This window comes from Aquimarina algiphila (genome assembly GCF_007489275.1).
Classification (GTDB): Bacteria; Bacteroidota; Bacteroidia; order Flavobacteriales; family Flavobacteriaceae; genus Aquimarina; species Aquimarina algiphila.
The window spans coordinates 13989-33775 of the sequence record NZ_VLNR01000054.1 but is presented as its reverse complement, the minus strand read 5'-3'; the positions used below and the strand labels follow the sequence as shown (position 1 = coordinate 33775).

Here is a 19787-nt window from a genome sequence, read left to right as displayed (position 1 = left end):
AAAACTTCTACTTCAGATTATTTTTAAATAATCTAAACATATATCAATATTTAAATTGTCTCAGGAGGAAGTCCTTTTAATCTTTTTTCTATTTTTTGTTTTTTAGCGGTAAGTCGCTTCATAATATCCATAAGTTCAGGATCTTTAGTTTCTTTATAGACCTGATTAATACTTAAAATAAGAGCTTTAGCCTCTCTAGAAGCTTCAACTCTATCACTTGTAGTCATATTACTCATCGTTCTACTTTCAAACTCCAAAGCTTTTTCGATTAGTTCCATTCTTTTATCTTATATTTTTAAAATCGGTAATATACAATTCGCCATCGAATATTTCAATTGATATCACTTTAATTCTATAGCTCTTATCAGAATTACTTTTTATTAAAGTTACATAATGCTTATCTATTTTGTCAAAACTTCAACAAAAATTAACTGATATTCAGAATTACTTATTGAATAGTATTTAAAACTTTGTCCTTATTTTACTAGACATATATAATGTAAAGTAATTCTACAGGTGAGTAATAGCATCTATTGTGGTATCAATATAGGCTACAAATATAGTAACGGTTATAAAATAATCCAAATCGATAAATAATCCTTATAAATTAAAGGAAGTTTTTTTCTCTAATGATTTATAAAACAAAAAAACAGGTAGTCTCTTTTACCTTTTCACCACATAAGTTTTTGATATAATGTCATGAAGTGTCTGTTGTTCTTTGGTAAAAAATACCATCAAATATCCAATCATGAAGAAAGAAGATAATACCCTGGAAGCGTTACGTAGTATACAAAACCAAAATGAGGCTTTATCGCCATTGTAATTCACAACTTTGATATTAGAAATCACTTTACCTGGAGTTCCCTGAAAATTAGAAGATTCAAACAAGGATTGATACAATATTGTTAGTACTGGTATTCCAATACAATAGAACAATACCCCCATTAATAGTTCATCCCCATTAAGTTTGCTTAACAAGGTTTCTACATTGCCCAAAAAAAGTTTAAGCACTGCAGAACCTATAAAGATTATGATGATACTTATCAAAAATGCATCTAATAATATTGCGATCAATCGTGGACCAAAACCTGCCATTTTCATTTGTCTCAAATTTTATTTATTGAAAAAATCCAGAGCAGGATTTTAAAAAGCCACTCTGGATAAAAAAATTACTTAATATCTAAAAACTTAATAAAATTTATATCCTACTCCTAGTTGAAAACTAGACATATTAGTATCTACGTCATTTTCTCCAAGATTTGCAATACCAACATTGTATCTAAGATTGAACAAAAGACCTATATCGCTTAATTCATATCCAACTCCAAAAGTCAATCCAAAATCGAATGATTTGGCATTATCTTCTACTGCTTCATCACCAGAGATCAAGAAGCCAAATTGAGGCCCTGCTTCTAGACTTAACTCATCCATAGGGTAATATTTCCCAACTCCTAATACTCTTATAAAATTGGCTTCAAGATCTTCTGATCCTTCTGAAGAATATAGTATTTCAGGTTGAATATGAAATTGTTCATTGTCTAATGTAATATCAGCCAATCCCCCAATAAAAAGACTAGTACGTCCATCAGCATCTACATCTTTGCCAAATTTTGAAAAGTTAAGCCCTGCTTTTATACCAAATACTACATCTTTCTGTGCGTGAACAGAAAAAGCACTTAATAAAATGATGGCAGAAATAAAAAAAGTTTTCATAATTAATCGTTTGTTTTTAGTATTTAATTTAAAATGATTTATGTGAATTTTTAAAGCGAGATAAATTATTTCAAGCTATAATTTTGTTCAAATCCTAATGAAGTGTAAAATGCATTTTAGCTTATGGCAACCAATAAATCTCTCCATAATTCACTCCAAATTGACTACTTAAAGAGATAGGATCATTATCCTGAAATTCAAAAGTTTCTCGAAAATATGATAGCACAGGAACTGCTAGTGTATTTCTTTTTTGAGTTAACTCAACTTTTTGGGCATCTGCGGGAACAACATAAGCATTTCCTTCAATCGATGTACCATCGACCACAAACACCCATTGCCCATCTGGAGACCATATCGCTGATTTGTGAGATGGAGTTACAGGAAGATCCATTTCTTTTGTGGTCAATTGTCGAAGCCCAGTACCATCAATATTAATTAACCAGATAGTTCCTTCTACTCCTTGACTAGTATCTTCTCCCAAAGTAAAAACAACTTGGGTTCCATCAGGACTAATAGAAGGTTCTCCCGGAATTATACCTTCATCTCTAAAAGTGATTATTGGCACATCTGAATTTGAAACATAAATTGACTGTCCTGATATATAAACAATTTGATTGCTTGTTGTCCATGAAAAATCATCACTGTTAATTTTTCTTTTATCGAATACTCTCATTAACTCTCCAGAGCGATTATATACATGTAATATTTTAAAGGGATTACCTTCATTTTCTACTGTTATAGCCACAGAAGTACCATCTGGCGAAAGTCTAGCTGTACTTAAAGCAATGTCTGAAATTTGAAAACTTCCGTTTATGTTTCCATCATTATTGTGAAAAACAATACAATCTTTATCATTACCAAATTCTACCACACAATTCTCAATCGTTTCTACGAACTCCCCGTTTCCATAGTATAATGCTGCTGCACTAAAACTTGCAAGTCCTGGGTAATTAGGATTCTCATCCCAATCCGTATTTGGAATCTTACTATAGTGCCCGGTATCTAAATCTAATATCCATCCGCCGTTCACCTTGTTTCCTATAAAAATTTTACCTTCAACTTTTGGATTTAATGCCTGTTCTATTTCTTTATCAGGTGAATTGTCATTATCAGTACATGAAAATAGTACAAGACTTAAAAACAAGGGAATCCACTGTATTGTTTCCAAAATCAAAATTTTAAGCTATTAACAAATGTCACCTCACTTAGTAACTATTTATTAATCAGTTAATTTAGAATCAAAATTAGGGGATCATTTTACATAAAAAAATACCCTAAACATTGTATTTTTTTCTACTGGTTTTCGGGTATAACTATGATCTAAAAAGGTTTTAAACAAGGTTCAAAAGAAAAGTATTTCAGGAAATAAAGAATAATCATTCTTTTATTAAACGATAAGTCAAAACAAATTTCATGTTTTCTCTTCTGTTACGTTCTTCAGCTTCCATTATCGCATTGTAAGAAATCCATCTTCCGTTATGTATAGAAAATTCTGCAGTTGCATAATATCCAAACTTCATCATTTTTTCTTCTTTGGTACTAGAATTGTATGTATTTGATCCTTTAAAGTATTCTTCTATCTCATATTTTATAATCGCTATAGTATCCTTATTTGTTTTTTTTAAATCAACTAGCCGTACTTTATTCGTTTTATATGCAGAATCACATTTAAATCTTCGGTGTATATTCATTGTATTAACATCTATCTTCCAAGTATCTCCAACACCCACGGACTTGGTTGGTAGTTCAAAAAAGAGTGCTATTTTATTTTTTAAAAAATTATCTAACCAAAAACTATGAATACTTCCATCTTCGTATACCGATCCTCTTACCAAAATTTGTCGATTTACATTCTCTTTATTTTCTTGTATAGATATTGATCTTGTCTTTTTTTTCTGACTTATTACTATGTCAATTACATTTGGACTAACATGAGTGAGTTCTGTTCTCTTAATAATCTTTTGCATAGAATCGCTTACTTCTTGTAATAAGAGTTGTGTTTTTTTGACCTGAGTTACTTCATCATTTTTCAGCACGTTAATCAAATCATCAACTTTAGAACCAGTAGTAGAAGTGTCAATTTTACTTTCTATAATTTTATAAATTAAAGTTTCGTTTTCATCCAACTTCCACTTTAAATCGACTTTATCATTTTTCTGACCATAGGTAATAATAGTAATCAAGGTTATCGCAGTACTAATTAATTGTTTCATTTTTTTCATAAAAACTGGAATAATAGCTTGTGTTGGGATTATTAATTTTGATATGTATTGAGTTGCTTAAATCAGGTTCTTGTCAATTGCAATTTTAACCAAAGCAGCCGCATTGGTAACTTCCATTTTTCTAATTAGATTCCTTCTATGAGTTTCTACAGTCAATGGACTAATAAATAATTCCTCAGCGATTTGATTCGTAGTTTTACCATTCGCTATTAGAGTTAAGACATGCTTTTCGCGTCGGGTTAGTTTTGGTGGCGCATCCTTATCATCAGTAATAGAAGAAGCCAAAATATTCTGAATTTCACTTCCAAAATAAAAGTTTCCATTATGGATCTGAGTAATAGCATGAACCAATTCATCTGCAGTTGCATTTTTTAACAGATATCCTTTAACTCCATTTTTTATCATTTGATTGATAATACTAGGCTCATTATAAGTACTTAACCCTAGAGTTTTTGTCTCTGGATACTTTTCATGAATAATTTTACAAATCTCAACACCATTTATATCTGGTAAGTTTACGTCTAATAAAACAATATCTACGGGTTGATTGTTTAGAAACTCCAAAACGGCTTTCCCTGTAGTAAAAAAAGAAGTAATCTCAATACTCTCATATCCGTTTAATAATGTTTTAAGACCTTCAATAACCATCTGATGGTCATCAACTATTACTGTTCTTATTGATTCTTTTTTCATACTACGCATTGATTTGCACTGTAACTGTGGTCCCTTCATCTATTTTTGATTGTATTTCAAAAAAACCTTCTAAATAATCAACTCTTGTTTTTAGGTTATCTAATCCCATACCTTTTTTATCTTTAATAGAAGATGCATTAAAACCAACTCCATTATCCTCTACAATGATATCTATTTTCTCATTTTCGTGGATGTATTGAACCAAAACCTCTGAAGCCTTAGCATGTTTGATAGCATTATTAATCAATTCCTGGACTATCCTGTACATGGTAACTTGATTATGAATTGCAATTTTCTTATCATCTCCATAAAACTGAAGTGTGACTTGACTTTCATTACTATTCATATTAGTGCAATAGTCTCTTAGTGCAGCTTCTAAACCATATTTAATAAGTGTCTCTGGCATCAAGTTTCTGGCAATACCTCGTAACTCTGATAACGATTCCCGAATATCATTTTGTACATTACTTAATTCTTGTTTCGGATACGTTTTGAGATTGTCTTTATCCAATTTAGACAACTTCAAACTAATTGCAGATAATCTTCCTCCCAAACCATCATGAAGATCAATCGCCAATCGTTTTCGTTCTCTTTCCTGACCCTCTATCATAGCAGAAAAAATCTTCGCCTGCTGCTCATGTTTTAGTGCTACCATTTCTTCTGCATGTTTTCTATCAGCCAAACGGCTTTCTCTTGATTTATCCCTATATATTTGATATCCTACCAACAACACAAAAACCAAAGTAATAATTGCTATAATCATTAAATATCCTTCTGATCGCTTTTTTTCTAAATTAAAAGCGACTATGTTTTTTTCATTGGTTAATGCCAGAATCTCTTTTTCTTTTTTTTCTGATTGATATTGAAACTCTAATTGTTGAATCCTGTTTGATGTTTCCTGAATATCTAAGCTATCTAAAAGATGGATATATTGATTGAGATAATGATGAGCTTTTTTATAGTTTTTGATTTTTGATTCGTACCTAGCTAATCTATAATATGCTTTGGCACGACTTACATCATTGCCTGATTTTAATGACTCTTGCAAAAAATCCATCATATACTTTTTGCTCATTTTAAGATTTCCCAGTTGTTCGTATGTTTCAGCATATTTTATAAATAGTGAAGCATACTCAGATCTTATTTTATTGTTTTGTAATAATTCATATGATTTATCATACATTTCTATTGCTTCTTCATACCTTTTTACTCCACTTAAATAAAGCCCTAAATGTGAATAATATTTATAGTTATAAATTGACTTAGGAACTTTATCTAAGTAAAACTTCACCTTATCTAATGTTGTTTTCATAGTCGAAAGAGAATCCATCTCATATAGGCATAGAGAAAAACTAAGGCGATCAAATATAATATCGTCGGGATTATTAAGTGCCTCATATTGAGGTCCGCTTTTTTCAAAATATGTATATGCTTTATTAAATTGTGCAAAATTCATATACTTTATCCCTAAATTAGTATTTGCAATGGCTAAAAATAAAGTGTCTTTTATTTGTCTGGCAATAGGAATAGTCTTTTCTACATACGCAATCTCTTGTTCATTATCTCCTTGATATCCATATAAAACCCCAAGATTAAAATTGATCTTTGCCCATAATTGAAGGTACACTTTTGTAGAATCTTTTTTCAAAAGATGTTCTACTTCTTCTTGAGCATTAAAATAGTAATTCTTTGAATTTTCTATATCAAAATAACTTAAATAGCCATCGGCAATAGTCTTATAGGAAAGAGCCGTACCATATGAATAGCGTAGCTTTTTACTTAATCTCAATGCTTCATAGCCATATTGAAAAACACTCAAAGAATCTACACCTTCATTTGCTCTGGCCAGATTGCACATTAGTTTTATTCTAATCGTATCTGCTTTAGCGTCTTCTAATTTTTGCTTGAGCTCATTAACATCTAATATTTGCCCTGATCCTATATAAAAAAAAGACAAAAACAAAAGTAAAATGGAAAAGTGTAGTATCGGTTTCATGTGCTGATGCAACAAATTTGTATTTTGCTTCTACCAAGATATTAATTAAGACCTATATTACATCGAAAATTGTAAAATATACCTGAAAACCAGTAGATAAAAAATCGCTTTACTTTTATTGTAAAAAATTTCAATGATGACACAGCATTCTCCTTTTTTGAAGTATCAATGATTTTTAATTCTTTTCATATAAATATTTATCCCCATTACGGAAAACCATAAATAGTATTCCTATTTATTTCTGATTTTAGCCGAAGTATTTAAAATGTCAATGATGAACGACAATGAAACACTTGACGAGTATGAAAAACTTATACTCGACAAGCTAAAAATAGGGTTAACACAAGTCGATGTTTCTAATTATCTTAAAAAGAATCATATTGAACCTTATAGCTTAAGATCCATAGAACATAGAATAAATGCTCTTAAAAAAAGATTTGAAGCCAAAACATTAATTTCTCTTATTTATATTTTGGCGAAAAAAGATTACATCTAGGTTTTTCAAAAATAAGATCCCTATAAAAGTTTTGAATAGTAGTGCTTAGAACTTTAGCTTTCTTGTTATCTAATTCAAACCACGAAATTTCAAAAATCTTACTACCTATTTATATCGAATTAGTATAATGTTCATTACTTTGTGATCTGATTGTCAATGCTGCTTGTTCTGCAGTAATATCTCGCTGTGGATTTGCAAACAATTCATATCCAACCATAAATTTCTTTACCGTAGATGAGCGCAATAATGGTGGATAGAAGGACATATGCATATGCCATTCTTCATGATTTAATCCATCTGTAGGTGCCTGGTGAATTCCTGCCGAATAAGGAAATGATGTTTTAAAAATATTATCATATTTAATGGTCAATATTTTAATTATATCTGCAAAATCACGCACTTCTTCATCTGTTAACTGATCAATGGTTTCTACTTTTCTACGCGGAATAATCATCGTCTCATATGGCCAAATCGCCCAATACGGAACCAAAGCTACAAAATGTTCATTTTCTACCAGAATTCTTTCTTTTAACTCAAGTTCTTGTTCTAGATACGCTCCTAAAAGAGATTTTTTATGATCTTTCCAATAGTGTTCTTGTTGTTGAGTTTTTTTGATAATCTCTTCAGGAATTGATCTTTGTGCCCATATTTGGCCATGTGGATGTGGATTACTGCAGCCCATCACGGCTCCTTTATTCTCAAATATTTGAACATAGTTAATATCACTACGTTTTCCAAGCCCAATAAACTCCTCCTGCCAAAGTGCAATTACTTGCGCAATCTCTTCAACTTTCATAATTGGTAAGGTAAGTGCATGGTTTGGCGAAAAACAAACCACTTTACAAATACCACTTTCAGATTCTGCTTTTAATAATCCATCATCAAATTGTTCTTCAGGGACGTCTTGTAATAACGCTGCAAAATCATTAGTAAAAGAAAAAGGCGCAGTATATTCAGGATTTACATCTCCGCTTGCTCTTGTATTTCCTGGACATAAATAACAGTTCTCATCATAAGAGACTTGAGAAAACTTTGCTGGTTCTTCATTTTTTCCTTGCCAAGGTCTTTTGGTTCTATGCGGAGAAACCAAAATCCATTCTCCTGTCAGTATATTAAATCGTCTGTGTGGGTTATCGTTAAAATCTTGCATCATTATTCTTGTATTGAAGTTCCTTGACTTGGAACAGTTATAAAAGAGGTTAGTTCGATATCAAACTGCTCTTTATAGGCTTTTGTTACTAAATCAACATATTCATTTATATAATCCTTATGAATTAGGTTTATTGTACATCCTCCAAAACCACCACCCATCATTCTGGATCCGACAATTTCTGTCTTGTCTTTAGAAAAATCAACTAGAAAATCCAGTTCTTTACAACTTACTTCATACTGATGTTGCAACCCATTATGAGAGGCATACATAAGTTTTCCAAATCGTTGTAAATCTCCTTTTTCCAATGATTCTGAAGCTTGAAGTACCCTATCATTTTCTTCAATCACATAAGACGCTCTTTCATAATGCAGCGGAGATAGTTTCTCTTTAAATTCATCCAACATACTTTTTGTAACATCTCTAAGAGATTTTACATTACTATGTGATTCTGAAATCATTGCCACAGCTTCTTCACATTCTGCTCTTCTGGTATTATATTCACTTTCTGCAAGATTGTGAGAAACATTGGTATTCAGTAATAAAATTTTATATGGATCAAAATTACCATCAATTAACCTATATTCCTGAGTTTTACAATCCAAGAGGATTACTTTATGATCTTCACTCATGACAGAAGCAAACTGATCCATAATCCCGCATTTTGTTCCTACATAATTATGTTCTGCTCTTTGAGATAACTCTACTAATTTTATTTTAGGCAATTCTAGATCAAAAAGTTCATTAAGTCCATAAGCCAGTCCACATTCTAGTGCTGCAGAAGAGCTAATTCCTGCACCTATAGGTAACTCACTTTTAACAATACAATCAAAGCCTCTTATCTTATCCGTAAGTTTACTGAGTTCATTCATTACTCCTAGAATATAATTCTCCCATTCCTCATTACTAGGTTTCAATGTATTTAGGTCAAACTGGATTTTCTTCTTATACGTTTGACTATATACATTACACTGAGAATCTGTATTATTTTTTCTAAATGAAAAAATAATTTTTTTATCAATTGCTGTAGGTAAAACGAATCCATTGTTATAATCAGTGTGTTCACCAATGAAATTAATCCTACCAGGTGATAAAATTACCAGCTCTGCTTTAAAATTGGATATAAATCCTTCATGATCATTTTCCATTTCTTATATACTTTAGTCTTTTGGTAATATATGCCAATATTTACTTTTAAGGAAGCAAATATAATAAATGTACTTTTTACATTTATTATTATAGAACTATATTTTTTTGCTTACTTTGTGTTAAAAGTAAAATCTTTTTAAAAACTCAAGGCTTTGATATGGATATATATAACGAAAAAGACAAGTTCTATGTAGCAGTTGATTGCATTATTTTCGGATTTGATAATCAAAAATTAAAACTTCTCGTTTTTGATCGTCGTATTGACCCATTTAAAGATTCATTATCTCTAATCGGAAGTTTTGTAAAAATTGGAGAAAGTGTTTCTGATGCCGCCATTAGAATTCTCAAAGACTTTACCGGCTTGGAAAATGTCTACATGAAAGAATTAAAAACTTATGGGTCTGTAGACCGAGATCCTGGGTACAGATGTATTTCTGTCGCTCAATATGCTTTAATTCGTATCGACAATGCCATTAAAAAGATTGTAGAGGAGAAAGGAGCAAGATGGTATGAGATCGATAATATCCCAAATTTAATTCTGGATCACAATCAAATGAGTATTGATGCGTTAAAAAGAATTGAGGAAGTTGCCAGATATAAGCCCATTGGTTTTGAGCTATTGCCAAAGAAATTTACAATCCCTAAATTACAAACCCTTTATGAAGCTATTTATAGAAGAAAGTTTGATACCCGTAATTTTAGAAAAAAAATCCTTTCTTTTGACGTAATTATCAAATTAGATGAAAAAGATAGAACTACTTCTAAAAAAGGGGCTTATCTATACAAGTTTGATTATAAAAGATATAGGGAATTACAAGAATCAGGGTATAATTTTGAAATTTAATTTAAAATTATACCTATTTTAAAACATATAAAATAATATGCTGCCGTTATTAGAGAAGATTTACGACTTACAGGATATACATACTGTTTCTAAACATGAACAGATTGTTCTCGGAATAATCGAGGCCATAGATTCTGGAGTTCTTAAAGTAGGCGACAAACTCCCTTCTATAAACGAAATGGTAGCTGAAATAGGTTATGCTCGAAAAACATTTGTAAAAGCATATACCGAATTAAAGGAAAGAGGGTTAGTAGAATCCAAAAATCTCAAAGGATATTATATTATAAGTCAAGAGACCAAAGTTACTTTAAAGGTAGCACTGATTCTATTTGCATTTCACAGTTTTCAAGAAGAGTTTTATAATACTTTTAGAAAAGAACTTGGGAAAAAATACCATATCGATATCTTTTTCCACCATACTAATCTTACTCTTTTTAAAACCATAATGGATAACATTTCGCGTAAATATGGAATGTATGTTATAGCTCCAATACAAAATAAAGAAGTAATTCCTCTTCTAAAAAAAATTCCTTCAGATAGATTAGTGCTTATTGACCGTTACCTAAAAATGCCAAAAGAGTATTCATATATTGCACAGGAATTTGAAGAGGTTACATATAATAAACTAGTAGAACTTGCTCCTGTAATTAAAAAGTATGACAAGTTTGTACTTTTCTTTAAAGAAAATACCGATTTACCACCCGATATTTTATATGCGTTTAAACGTTTTATTAAGGAGTATAATATTAAGGGTAAAGTAGTAGAAAGTTATGAATCCAATATCGTAAAAAAAGGTACCGTATTCTTTTCTATTAGTGATACATACCTCTGGCAAGTACTAAAAGATGCTCGAAAAATGGAATATAGAATAGGCTCTGATATCGGGATCCTGGCACATGATGATAATATTGTAAAAGAAATTGCCTTTGGAGGAATAACAACAATCTCAACAGATTTTGAAATCATGGCCAAAAAAGCTGCTATTTTTGTCAAAGAAAGAAACCCTATACAAGAAATTATACCTACTTACCTAAGACAACGTAACTCATTATAAAGAATATTTATACTTTTTCCTCATTTTCTTCAAAACATTACTTTTTCGCTTCTGAATTCGAGAAAAACAAAGGGATTCTTGCAAAACCCCTAATAGTTTTCAAAACCAATTGTTTAAAAATCATATAATTTTAACATTTTAAATGTAGTATTCTTGGTTTTATTAACATCAAATTATAATTATGTGAAAAAAAATTTTATATTTGCATAGTAGCATAGTGTATCATAGCATATTAAACAATTACACTTTCTTGGCTTTTAATAAAAAAGAAATCAAAACTTTATCAATAAACACAAATCATATGAATCAAAAAACATTCACTAGTATTATGATGTTTTTATTTGGGCTTGTTATTTCAGTCTCTGCACAACAAACAGTTTCTGGTACAGTAACAGAGGCTCAGGGGCCTCTCCCTGGAGTAAACATCATAGTAAAGGGAACACAAAATGGAACTACGACAGATTTTGATGGTAAATACACCTTATCCAATGTAGCCGAAGATGCTACATTAACCTTTAGCTATCTAGGTTTTATCACTCAAGAAGTTCCTGTAAACGGACAATCTGTTATTGACGTAACATTACAAGAAGATGCTGCTGCTCTTGATGAAATCGTTGTTGTAGGATATGGTACACAATCTAAGAGAGATCTTACTGGTGCTATATCTCAAATTAAATCAGAAGATATCAATCAAGTTGTTACAGCAAATCCAACCTCGGCCTTACAAGGAAAACTTGCAGGAGTTCAGGTAGAAACTGCCGGGGGTGCTCCTGGTAGTCCTGCAAACGTTTTTGTACGTGGAGTAAGCTCTTTGACAAATTCCTTTCCTCTATATGTTGTTGACGGTGCCATTTCTGATAATATCAATTATTTAAATCCAAAAGATATTGTAAATCTGCAAGTATTAAAAGATGCGACATCTGCAGCCATATATGGTTCTCGTGCTGCAAATGGAGTTATTATTGTTACTACCAATCGAGGTAAACAAGACTCTTCTCCTACAGTAAATATTGATATACGAAGTGGAATTAATACGCAAGCCAAAACACTTGATTTACTTAACGGCTCCGAATATATCGCATTTCTTAATCAACGTAGAGTTAATGATGGGCTTGAAGGAAATATTCCTAATCCAGGAATCGACACAGATTTTCAAGATTTAAGCATAAACTCGGGTACAATTCAAGATTTTGGATTTAATATATCTGGTGGTGGCGAAAACTCAAAGTATTTTTTTAGTGCTAACTATTATGATGAAGAAGGATTATTAATAAGTGAAGAATTTAATCGTAAAAATGTACGTTTAAATAGTGAATTTAAAATTGGAAAGTTTAAAATTCAAGAATCTTTTGGATTTTCTGAAAACAGATTTACTCGTAATAATGCTTTTGGTAACCAAGGAGGTACCGTACCTATTATTCGTCCTTTTGCTCCTGAAAATGAAGGTGGATTTGAGGCTATTAATGATCCAATTTTTGGAATTGGAGGGACAAATAAATTTGCTAACGCACAATTAGTAAATGATCAAAATACAGAACGTAATTTTCTAGGTAATTTAAATTTTTCATATGAAATTATCGAAGGACTTACTGCAAAGCTTAATGTAGGAACCGAATATACCAGTTTTTATAGAAATACCTTTCAACCCACATTTTTTCAAAGTAATATAGATAGTGAGACTAATGCTAACCCACTCAACGATCTTACAGAGGTAAGGGGAGAACGTTATGCTACAAATGTCGAACCTACTCTTAACTATAAAAAAGGTATTGGAGAACATAATTTTGATCTTCTTATAGGTGGTGCCCGTCAAGATATTACCACAAACACACTTGCTATTTATGCAGAAGGACTCCCTAGTAATAATATTACCAATATAGCTCAGTTTGCCGATAATATTATAAATTCTGGCGGAGGACGTTTTGATAATAAACTTTTCTCATTTTTTGGACGTGTAAACTACAATTACAAACAAAAATATTTATTCACTGCCATAGTACGACGTGATAAGACCTCTCTTTTTGCAGATGGATTTAATACAGGTACATTCCCTTCTTTCTCTGCCGGATGGGTTATTAGTGATGAAAATTTCTTTAATAAAGATGGACTCTTTAATTCACTCAAACTAAGAGCTGGATATGGAGAATTAGGATCTCAAAACGTAGATCCTTTTTCAAACCAATCTGTGGTAGAACCTAATTCTCCTACCACATTTGGTGGTTCTTCAGGACAAATCCCAGGATTTGCAATTACAAGTTTAGTCGATCCTACATTAAGTTTTGAGACATCAAAAACTATCAATTTTGGATTAGATACTTCATTATTAAATAATGACTTAAAATTAAGTTTTGACTATTTTAATAGAGATAATGAGGACGTGATTCAGGCCGTTGCTATTCCAGATTCTAATGGATCTGTAAATCCAGTATTTCAAAACGCTTCATCTATTAATAATAAAGGTTTTGAATTTGAAGCCTCCTATAGGTATGACAAAGGTGGTGATTTCACATTCAATGTAGGTGTTAATCTTTCTGCCATCCAAAACGAGTTAACAGACTCTCCAAATCCAATTGTAGGCCCCTCGTATAATGAAGAAGGATTAAGAGCAAATCGTTTTGAAGTTGGGCAACCTTTAGGATTTTTCTTTGGTTTCGAGACCGATGGCATTTATAATAGCCAGGCAGAAATAGATAATGATCCTTTCTTAGCTAATGACCCTGATAGAAGAGCTTTACTGCAACCAGGTGATTTCAGAAGGGTTGATATTAATAACGATGGCATCATAAATGATGAAGACCAGACCTCTTTAGGTGATCCAACACCAGATTTCACATATGGCATTAACTTTTCTGCAAATTATAAAAACTGGGATCTTGGAGCCTTCTTTAATGGAGTTCAAGGAAACGAAATTTATAATGTTACCAAATTCTTTGGATATTTCTTCTTAGACGATAACAAACTTGGAATTGTAAGAGATGCCTATACTCCTGCAAACCCAAATACAAATCTTCCTCGTGTAACTACTCAAGATACAGCTGGGAATCAACTCCCATCAGATTTCTTTGTAGAAGACGGTTCTTTTTTCCGTCTTAAGACACTCGAAATAGGATATAGTTTTAATGATTTCATAGGAAAAGAATGGATCTCTAATGCTAGAGTATTTGCAAATATTCAGAATGTATTTACTATTACAAATTATTCTGGATATGACCCCGAAATAGGATCTAACAATAGTGGATTAGGAACTAATCGCGGTTTCTTTGGTTTTACGCCATTAACTAATGCTGATTCTGTTTTTGACAGGGGGCTAGATGTAAGAGCACAACCAAGACCTCGTACCTTTGTAATTGGGATACAAATGTCATTTTAAAAACAAAAAAGAATACAATATGAAAACTATTAAAAAATTATTCCCTTTTATAATGTTATTACTTTTTGTAGTAATTTATTATAGCTGTAATGAAGAAGACCTTAACATTTCAAATCCAAATAACGTAGCAGAACCAGCATTTTTTCAAACAGAAAATGACTTTAAACTTGCAGTAAATGGAATGTACCATTCAATAACTGCAGTATTATTTTGGGGGCGAGTTATCCATACAGGCGCAATGCTACGTTCAGACGCATATAATGTAATCCCATTTCAACAAAATACGACCATGTCTACATTAGAAGGACAGCCAGGTATTTCAAGGTGGGCAGTAGACTTATATCCTCAATTATACCAATCTATATCCAGGGCCAATAGAATTATAGAAGAAGATGCAGAAAATGGTGTGCTATCCGGAGAAGTTCAAAATCAAATTTTAGGACAAGCACATTTTCAACGTGCATTTTGCAATTGGTATTTGTTAAATCTTTTTGGAACGGCACCACTTGTTATGCAAACACCTGACCCTCAAAACCCAGAAGAATTCTTTCCTTCTAATGCAACGGCAGAAATGTATCATGAAGCAATTATTGCAGACCTTACTGAAGCGATAAATAGACTTCCACAATCTTGGGGAGCAGAAGATATAGGACGTCCCACCAGAGGATCAGCTCTTGCATTACGAGGAAAAACCTATTTATACATGGAAGATTGGGTAAATGCAATTACAGACTTTACAGAAGTAACTACATTAGGCTATTCTTTACTACCTTCTGAAAATTATGGAGATAACTTTTCATCTGATCCTTCTATGGAAAATAATTCAGAATCTGTGTATGAACTTCAATATGTAGGACAAGATAATTTTGTTTGGGGAGCAGATTCACCACTTACAGGATCTCAATCCAACTGGCATATTGATTATTCTCCTCCACATGTAAGTTTAGATCAAGGACATGTAATAAATCCACATATTCTTCAAGTTTTTGAAGATAATGGAGATGTTATAAGAAGAAATAGAACTATTGCTTTTGATTACCCAGGAGCAACCGGATATGGAGGAGCTCCATTTACAGAAGACTTTGCTCCAAGCATTGAAATCGCAGAAAATCTTGGCGTTCCAGCACTATTTTCTAGAAAATATGCAGGTTTAGATGAAAACTTGTCTAGCGCAGAAATTCCTGGTTTTGGGCATACCTTAGGAACCAATTGGAGAATTATACGGTATTCTGATGTATTATTAATGTTAGCCGAAGCTCTTAATGAAAATATGGCTACCGCAGAAGCTATTCCTTATATCAACCAGGTTAGAGAAAGGGCTCAAATTGCTCCTTTGGCACTTACCCTAAGTAAGGCAGAAGTTGAACAAGCTATAATCGATGAACGTATTATGGAATTAACAGGTGAAGGGCATCGTTTCTTTGATCTGGTACGTTGGGAGCTCGCTGATGATGTATTGGGACCAGGTTCTACTATTGCAGGAGGACGTCATCCAAAATCTCTGGCAGGACCCGCAGCTGTATTCACCACAGGGCAAGATGAATATTTATGGATTCCGTTAACAGAATTGCAAGCAAATCCAAATTTAAAACCAAATCCTGGATACTAAAATATAAACATATAGCATTATTTTGATTGTTTGTTTGTAATTGTATTTTGTTTTAGTCACCAAGCAAATCTCACCGATTTGCTTGGTTATTAAAACATGTTAACCTCAATATTTTTGAAAAAAATATTCTATCATATCATAGTCATCATACTATTATCTAATTGTAAAAATCAGAGCAAAGAAAAGCATCTATTTACTTTTGTTCCAGCCTCTATTTCTAATATACATTTTGAAAATACGATAATAGAAAATAATGAAATCAATGTTATCGATTTTCAGTATTGCTACAACGGTGGCGGAGTTGGAATTGGAGATTTCAATAATGATGGATTGCCAGATATTGTTTTCACAGGAAATCAAGTTTCAAGTAAAATTTATCTTAATCTAGGTAAAATGAAATTTAAAGACATCTCGATTATATCAAATTTCAAAACTAATACCTGGATCACTGGTGTAAGTATTGTCGATATAAATGTAGACGGGTTTGACGATATATACCTAAATGTAGGTGGACCTGATTGTCAGAATGACTGCAAAAATCAATTATTTATAAATAATGGAATCAATGAATCTGGTGTTCCAACCTTTACAGAAAAAGCGGCAATTTACGGATTAGACGACGGAAACTATAGTCAACAAACTGTATTCTTTGACTACGATTTGGATGGAGATCTTGACGCTTACATTGTTCATAATGGAAATACTACAAGAGATAGAAATATCCCTTTACCAAAAAAATACTTCCCAAATCATTTAGCAGATTATTTATTAGAAAACAAAACCAGAAAAAGTGACCAACAAATATATTTCACCAATGTATCTGACAGCTTAGGAATTACCCATAAAGGTTTTGGTTTGGGCATCGCCATAAACGATCTCAATAATGATAATCTACCTGATATTTATGTAAGTAATGATTTTATTACAAATGATCTGATGTATATAAATAGAGGCTTGGATTCAAACGGAGTTCACTTAGGTTTTGACGAAATGAATGATCAAATTGTATCCAAACAGACCTATAATGCCATGGGAGTAGATGTAACAGATATGAATAATGATCAGTTACCCGACATTATGGTTGTAGATATGTTGCCCAATGATTATGAAAGGCAAAAAAAAATGCTGGGGCTTAGCAATTATGATAAATATTTACTCTCACAACGAAATAAATATACTCCTCAATATATACATAATACATTGCAGATTCACAATGGTCTGATTGATGGAGAAGTCTTACCTGCATCAGAAATTGGATATGCCGCTGGCATTGCAAGTACTGATTGGAGTTGGACTCCACTTGCTGCAGATTATAACAATGATGGAGAAAAAGACCTTTACATTACCAATGGATATGTAAAAGATATTACAGATCTTGATTTTGTAAATTACTCTGGTCAAAATAATATTTTTGGAACACCAGAAACCCGAAAAGAAAAATTCAAAAGTTTTGTCGATCAACTCCCAGGGATACACCTCCCTAATGTGATGTATCAGAATAAAGGGAATACTCAGTTTCAGGATGTATCTTCACAATGGTTTAAAGAAAAAAACTCTTTTTCAAATGGCGCGTCCTATGCTGATCTAGATAAAGATGGTGATCTGGATTTAATTATCAATAATATCAATAGCCCTGCATTTATTCTGGAAAATCATACTTCAGAAAAGGAACAAAACTACCTGCGTGTGCAACTAGAGGGAACTCCAAAAAACAAAAAAGCAATTGGAGCAAAAGTCATTGTTTGGGAAAAAGAAAAAAGTCAAATTCAGTACCAATCTGTTGTAAAAGGATACTTGTCTTCTGTAGAACCTATTATACATTTTGGTTTTACATCGGATCATATCGACTCCCTAAAGGTCATTTGGCCTAACGGAACCGTTTCCTTAAAAAGAAATATCAAAACTAACCAGGTGATAACAATGACCCAACATTCAGCTGAAAAAGAAACTAAAACAAAAGAACCTAAAAAATTATTTGAAAAAGAAAAACAAATACTCACCTATACACATCAGGAAAACATTTTAAACGACTATGTGTATCAATCTTTACTACCTCATCAGTTTAATGCAAATGGCCCTTGTATAATTACCGCAGATATTGACAATAAAACTGGAGATGAAATTTTTATTGGCGGCAGCAAAAGTAAGCCTGGACAACTTTTTGCCGAAAATAATGAGGGGATATATCTCCCTGTTCAGGAATTCGAATCTAAATATGAAGATACTGCAGCTTTATTTTTAGATATCGATAATGATGGTGATGACGACATATACATTGGTAGTGGAGGTACCGATGCTGGTGTTGATACAAATTTATTACAAGATCGCATATATTATAATAATGGAGAAGGAAACTATACTGTCTCAGAAGATCAAATTCTTCCACAAATTAACACCAACACATCTTGTGTAGTAGCCAATGATTTTGACAACGATGGATATCCTGATATTTTTGTAGGAGGAGGTGTACTTCCCGGGAGATATCCAGAATCTACACCTAGTTATATCTTAAAGAATAATAGTGGTACACTATCAATTGATAAAAACATCTCCTTTTCTCATCAGGGAATTGTAACCGATGCTATATGGTCAGATATTACAGATAACACCGCAAAAGAACTCATTGTAGTCGGTCATTGGATGCCTATAACAGTGTATAACATAAAAAAAGATAAAGCAGAAAAAATTCCCATACAATGGCAAACTCCCGATGGCAAAATTATTAAAATGTCAGGTTGGTGGAATACCATAACATCTGCCGATTTTGATAATGACGGAGATATGGATATTCTAGCAGGTAACCAAGGGCTTAATGGGTTTATTAAACCAGTTTTTGATCAACCTGTTTACGTCTATAAAGACGATTTTGATGGTAATGGAAGTATTGATCCCATCCTTGCTCAGTATTTCAAAACTACGTCAGGAATTTCTTTAAAACCCATCCATACTCGAGATGATATTATGAAGCAACTCGTACTTCTCAAAAAGAAATATGGTACTTATGATGAGTTTGCACAGGCTTCTTTTCAGGAATTATTAGACATCACGAATCTTGAAGAACAGACACTGAGCGCCGATATTTTTGAATCAATCTATGCAGAAAATATTGGAAATAACACTTTTGTTGTTCATCATTTACCTACTATTTGCCAAAGGTCTCCAATCAATGATTTTCTTGTTGATGATTTTAACACCGATGGGTTTAAAGATGTATTGATTGTAGGAAATAATTATTCTGCAGAAGCCAATTATGGAAGGCATGATGCCATGATCGGGATGTACCTTCAAGGGTCAAAAAATGGTTTTATCCCTATCAAAAATCAGGAAAGTGGATTCCTGGTTCCCAAACAGTCTAATCATATCATTTCTATTAAGAATAAGAATAAAATTCCACTTGTGATTGCTACACAAAATAATGATAGCATTAGAGTTTTTAAAATTAAAAATGAAGAAAATGGTGTTTTAGCAAATCGATAAGGTTGCTAAAATAT

Annotated in this window: 15 protein-coding genes; 6 read left to right on the top strand and 9 right to left on the bottom strand. The window is 32.2% G+C overall.

Going from position 1 to position 19787, the window contains the following annotated elements; genetic code table 11:
• Positions 1-50: 50 nt before the first annotated feature.
• The 7 genes from FOF46_RS21480 to FOF46_RS21450 all read right to left on the bottom strand — a co-directional run bounded on the left by FOF46_RS21480 (position 51) and on the right by FOF46_RS21450 (position 6624).
• Positions 51-278, bottom strand: coding sequence for a hypothetical protein (locus FOF46_RS21480; protein WP_109436376.1), 228 nt, complete (start codon positions 276-278; stop codon positions 51-53).
• Positions 279-663: 385 nt separating this feature from the next.
• Positions 664-1101 carry an RDD family protein gene (locus FOF46_RS21475; protein ID WP_143917865.1) on the bottom strand — a complete coding sequence of 146 codons (438 nt, stop codon included), beginning with the start codon at positions 1099-1101 and terminating at the stop codon, positions 664-666.
• Between the two features lie 87 nt (positions 1102-1188).
• The gene (locus tag FOF46_RS21470; RefSeq protein ID WP_109436374.1) at positions 1189-1713 is read right to left on the bottom strand and encodes an outer membrane beta-barrel protein; all 525 of its coding nucleotides are present in this window, start codon (positions 1711-1713) and stop codon (positions 1189-1191) included.
• A 121-nt stretch (positions 1714-1834) separates the two neighbouring features.
• Positions 1835-2881, bottom strand: coding sequence for a TolB family protein (locus FOF46_RS21465; protein ID WP_143917864.1), 1047 nt, complete (start codon positions 2879-2881; stop codon positions 1835-1837).
• 208 nt (positions 2882-3089) lie between these two features.
• Positions 3090-3926, bottom strand: coding sequence for a hypothetical protein (locus FOF46_RS21460; RefSeq protein WP_143917863.1), 837 nt, complete (start codon positions 3924-3926; stop codon positions 3090-3092).
• A 66-nt stretch (positions 3927-3992) separates the two neighbouring features.
• Positions 3993-4628 (bottom strand): response regulator, encoded by a 636-nt coding sequence (locus FOF46_RS21455; protein ID WP_109436371.1) that lies wholly within the window; start codon positions 4626-4628, stop codon positions 3993-3995.
• Position 4629: 1 nt separating this feature from the next.
• The gene (locus FOF46_RS21450; protein WP_109436370.1) at positions 4630-6624 is read right to left on the bottom strand and encodes a tetratricopeptide repeat-containing sensor histidine kinase; all 1995 of its coding nucleotides are present in this window, start codon (positions 6622-6624) and stop codon (positions 4630-4632) included.
• A gap of 274 nt (positions 6625-6898) precedes the next feature.
• On the opposite strand from FOF46_RS21450, the gene FOF46_RS21445 reads away from it, so the two are divergent.
• Complete coding sequence (locus FOF46_RS21445) at positions 6899-7120, top strand: hypothetical protein (RefSeq protein WP_143917862.1); 222 nt, start codon at positions 6899-6901, stop codon at positions 7118-7120.
• A gap of 109 nt (positions 7121-7229) precedes the next feature.
• On the opposite strand, the gene FOF46_RS21440 is transcribed toward FOF46_RS21445, so the two are convergent.
• Both FOF46_RS21440 and galK read right to left on the bottom strand, forming a co-directional pair.
• On the bottom strand, positions 7230-8273 hold the full coding sequence (locus FOF46_RS21440; RefSeq protein ID WP_143917861.1) for a UDP-glucose--hexose-1-phosphate uridylyltransferase: 1044 nt from the start codon (positions 8271-8273) through the stop codon (positions 7230-7232).
• Positions 8273-9418, bottom strand: a complete 1146-nt coding sequence (galK, locus tag FOF46_RS21435) for a galactokinase (RefSeq protein WP_143917860.1) — start codon at positions 9416-9418, stop codon at positions 8273-8275. Before galK ends, FOF46_RS21440 begins: the two co-directional genes overlap by 1 nt.
• Before the next feature lie 158 nt (positions 9419-9576).
• Here galK and FOF46_RS21430 point away from each other — a divergent pair, with 158 nt between their 5' ends.
• The 5 genes from FOF46_RS21430 (at position 9577) to FOF46_RS21410 (ending at position 19773) form a co-directional block, all read left to right on the top strand.
• Positions 9577-10263 carry an NUDIX hydrolase gene (locus tag FOF46_RS21430; RefSeq protein WP_143917859.1) on the top strand — a complete coding sequence of 229 codons (687 nt, stop codon included), beginning with the start codon at positions 9577-9579 and terminating at the stop codon, positions 10261-10263.
• 37 nt (positions 10264-10300) lie between these two features.
• Positions 10301-11317: a GntR family transcriptional regulator gene (locus FOF46_RS21425; protein ID WP_109436365.1), complete on the top strand. Its 1017-nt coding sequence runs from the start codon at positions 10301-10303 to the stop codon at positions 11315-11317.
• Between the two features lie 301 nt (positions 11318-11618).
• Positions 11619-14687, top strand: a complete 3069-nt coding sequence (locus FOF46_RS21420) for a SusC/RagA family TonB-linked outer membrane protein (RefSeq protein WP_143917858.1) — start codon at positions 11619-11621, stop codon at positions 14685-14687.
• Positions 14688-14706: 19 nt separating this feature from the next.
• Positions 14707-16296 (top strand): RagB/SusD family nutrient uptake outer membrane protein, encoded by a 1590-nt coding sequence (locus FOF46_RS21415; protein WP_109436467.1) that lies wholly within the window; start codon positions 14707-14709, stop codon positions 16294-16296.
• Between the two features lie 114 nt (positions 16297-16410).
• A complete protein-coding gene (locus FOF46_RS21410) occupies positions 16411-19773 on the top strand; it encodes a VCBS repeat-containing protein (protein ID WP_244299697.1) in 3363 nt (1120 codons plus the stop codon).
• The last annotated feature ends 14 nt before the right edge of the window (positions 19774-19787 follow it).

Excerpts from the sequence above, each read along its gene's own strand:
- FOF46_RS21480 (WP_109436376.1), bottom strand. The coding sequence starts at position 278 with ATGGAACTAATCGAAAAAGCTTTGGAGTTTGAAAGTAGAACGATGAGT.
- FOF46_RS21475 (WP_143917865.1), bottom strand. The coding sequence starts at position 1,101 with ATGAAAATGGCAGGTTTTGGTCCACGATTGATCGCAATATTATTAGAT.
- FOF46_RS21470 (WP_109436374.1), bottom strand. The coding sequence starts at position 1,713 with ATGAAAACTTTTTTTATTTCTGCCATCATTTTATTAAGTGCTTTTTCT.
- FOF46_RS21460 (WP_143917863.1), bottom strand. The coding sequence starts at position 3,926 with ATGAAACAATTAATTAGTACTGCGATAACCTTGATTACTATTATTACC.
- FOF46_RS21455 (WP_109436371.1), bottom strand. The coding sequence starts at position 4,628 with ATGAAAAAAGAATCAATAAGAACAGTAATAGTTGATGACCATCAGATG.
- FOF46_RS21450 (WP_109436370.1), bottom strand. The coding sequence starts at position 6,624 with ATGAAACCGATACTACACTTTTCCATTTTACTTTTGTTTTTGTCTTTT.
- FOF46_RS21445 (WP_143917862.1), top strand. The coding sequence starts at position 6,899 with ATGAACGACAATGAAACACTTGACGAGTATGAAAAACTTATACTCGAC.
- FOF46_RS21440 (WP_143917861.1), bottom strand. The coding sequence starts at position 8,273 with ATGATGCAAGATTTTAACGATAACCCACACAGACGATTTAATATACTG.
- galK (WP_143917860.1), bottom strand. The coding sequence starts at position 9,418 with ATGGAAAATGATCATGAAGGATTTATATCCAATTTTAAAGCAGAGCTG.
- FOF46_RS21430 (WP_143917859.1), top strand. The coding sequence starts at position 9,577 with ATGGATATATATAACGAAAAAGACAAGTTCTATGTAGCAGTTGATTGC.
- FOF46_RS21425 (WP_109436365.1), top strand. The coding sequence starts at position 10,301 with ATGCTGCCGTTATTAGAGAAGATTTACGACTTACAGGATATACATACT.
- FOF46_RS21420 (WP_143917858.1), top strand. The coding sequence starts at position 11,619 with ATGAATCAAAAAACATTCACTAGTATTATGATGTTTTTATTTGGGCTT.
- FOF46_RS21415 (WP_109436467.1), top strand. The coding sequence starts at position 14,707 with ATGAAAACTATTAAAAAATTATTCCCTTTTATAATGTTATTACTTTTT.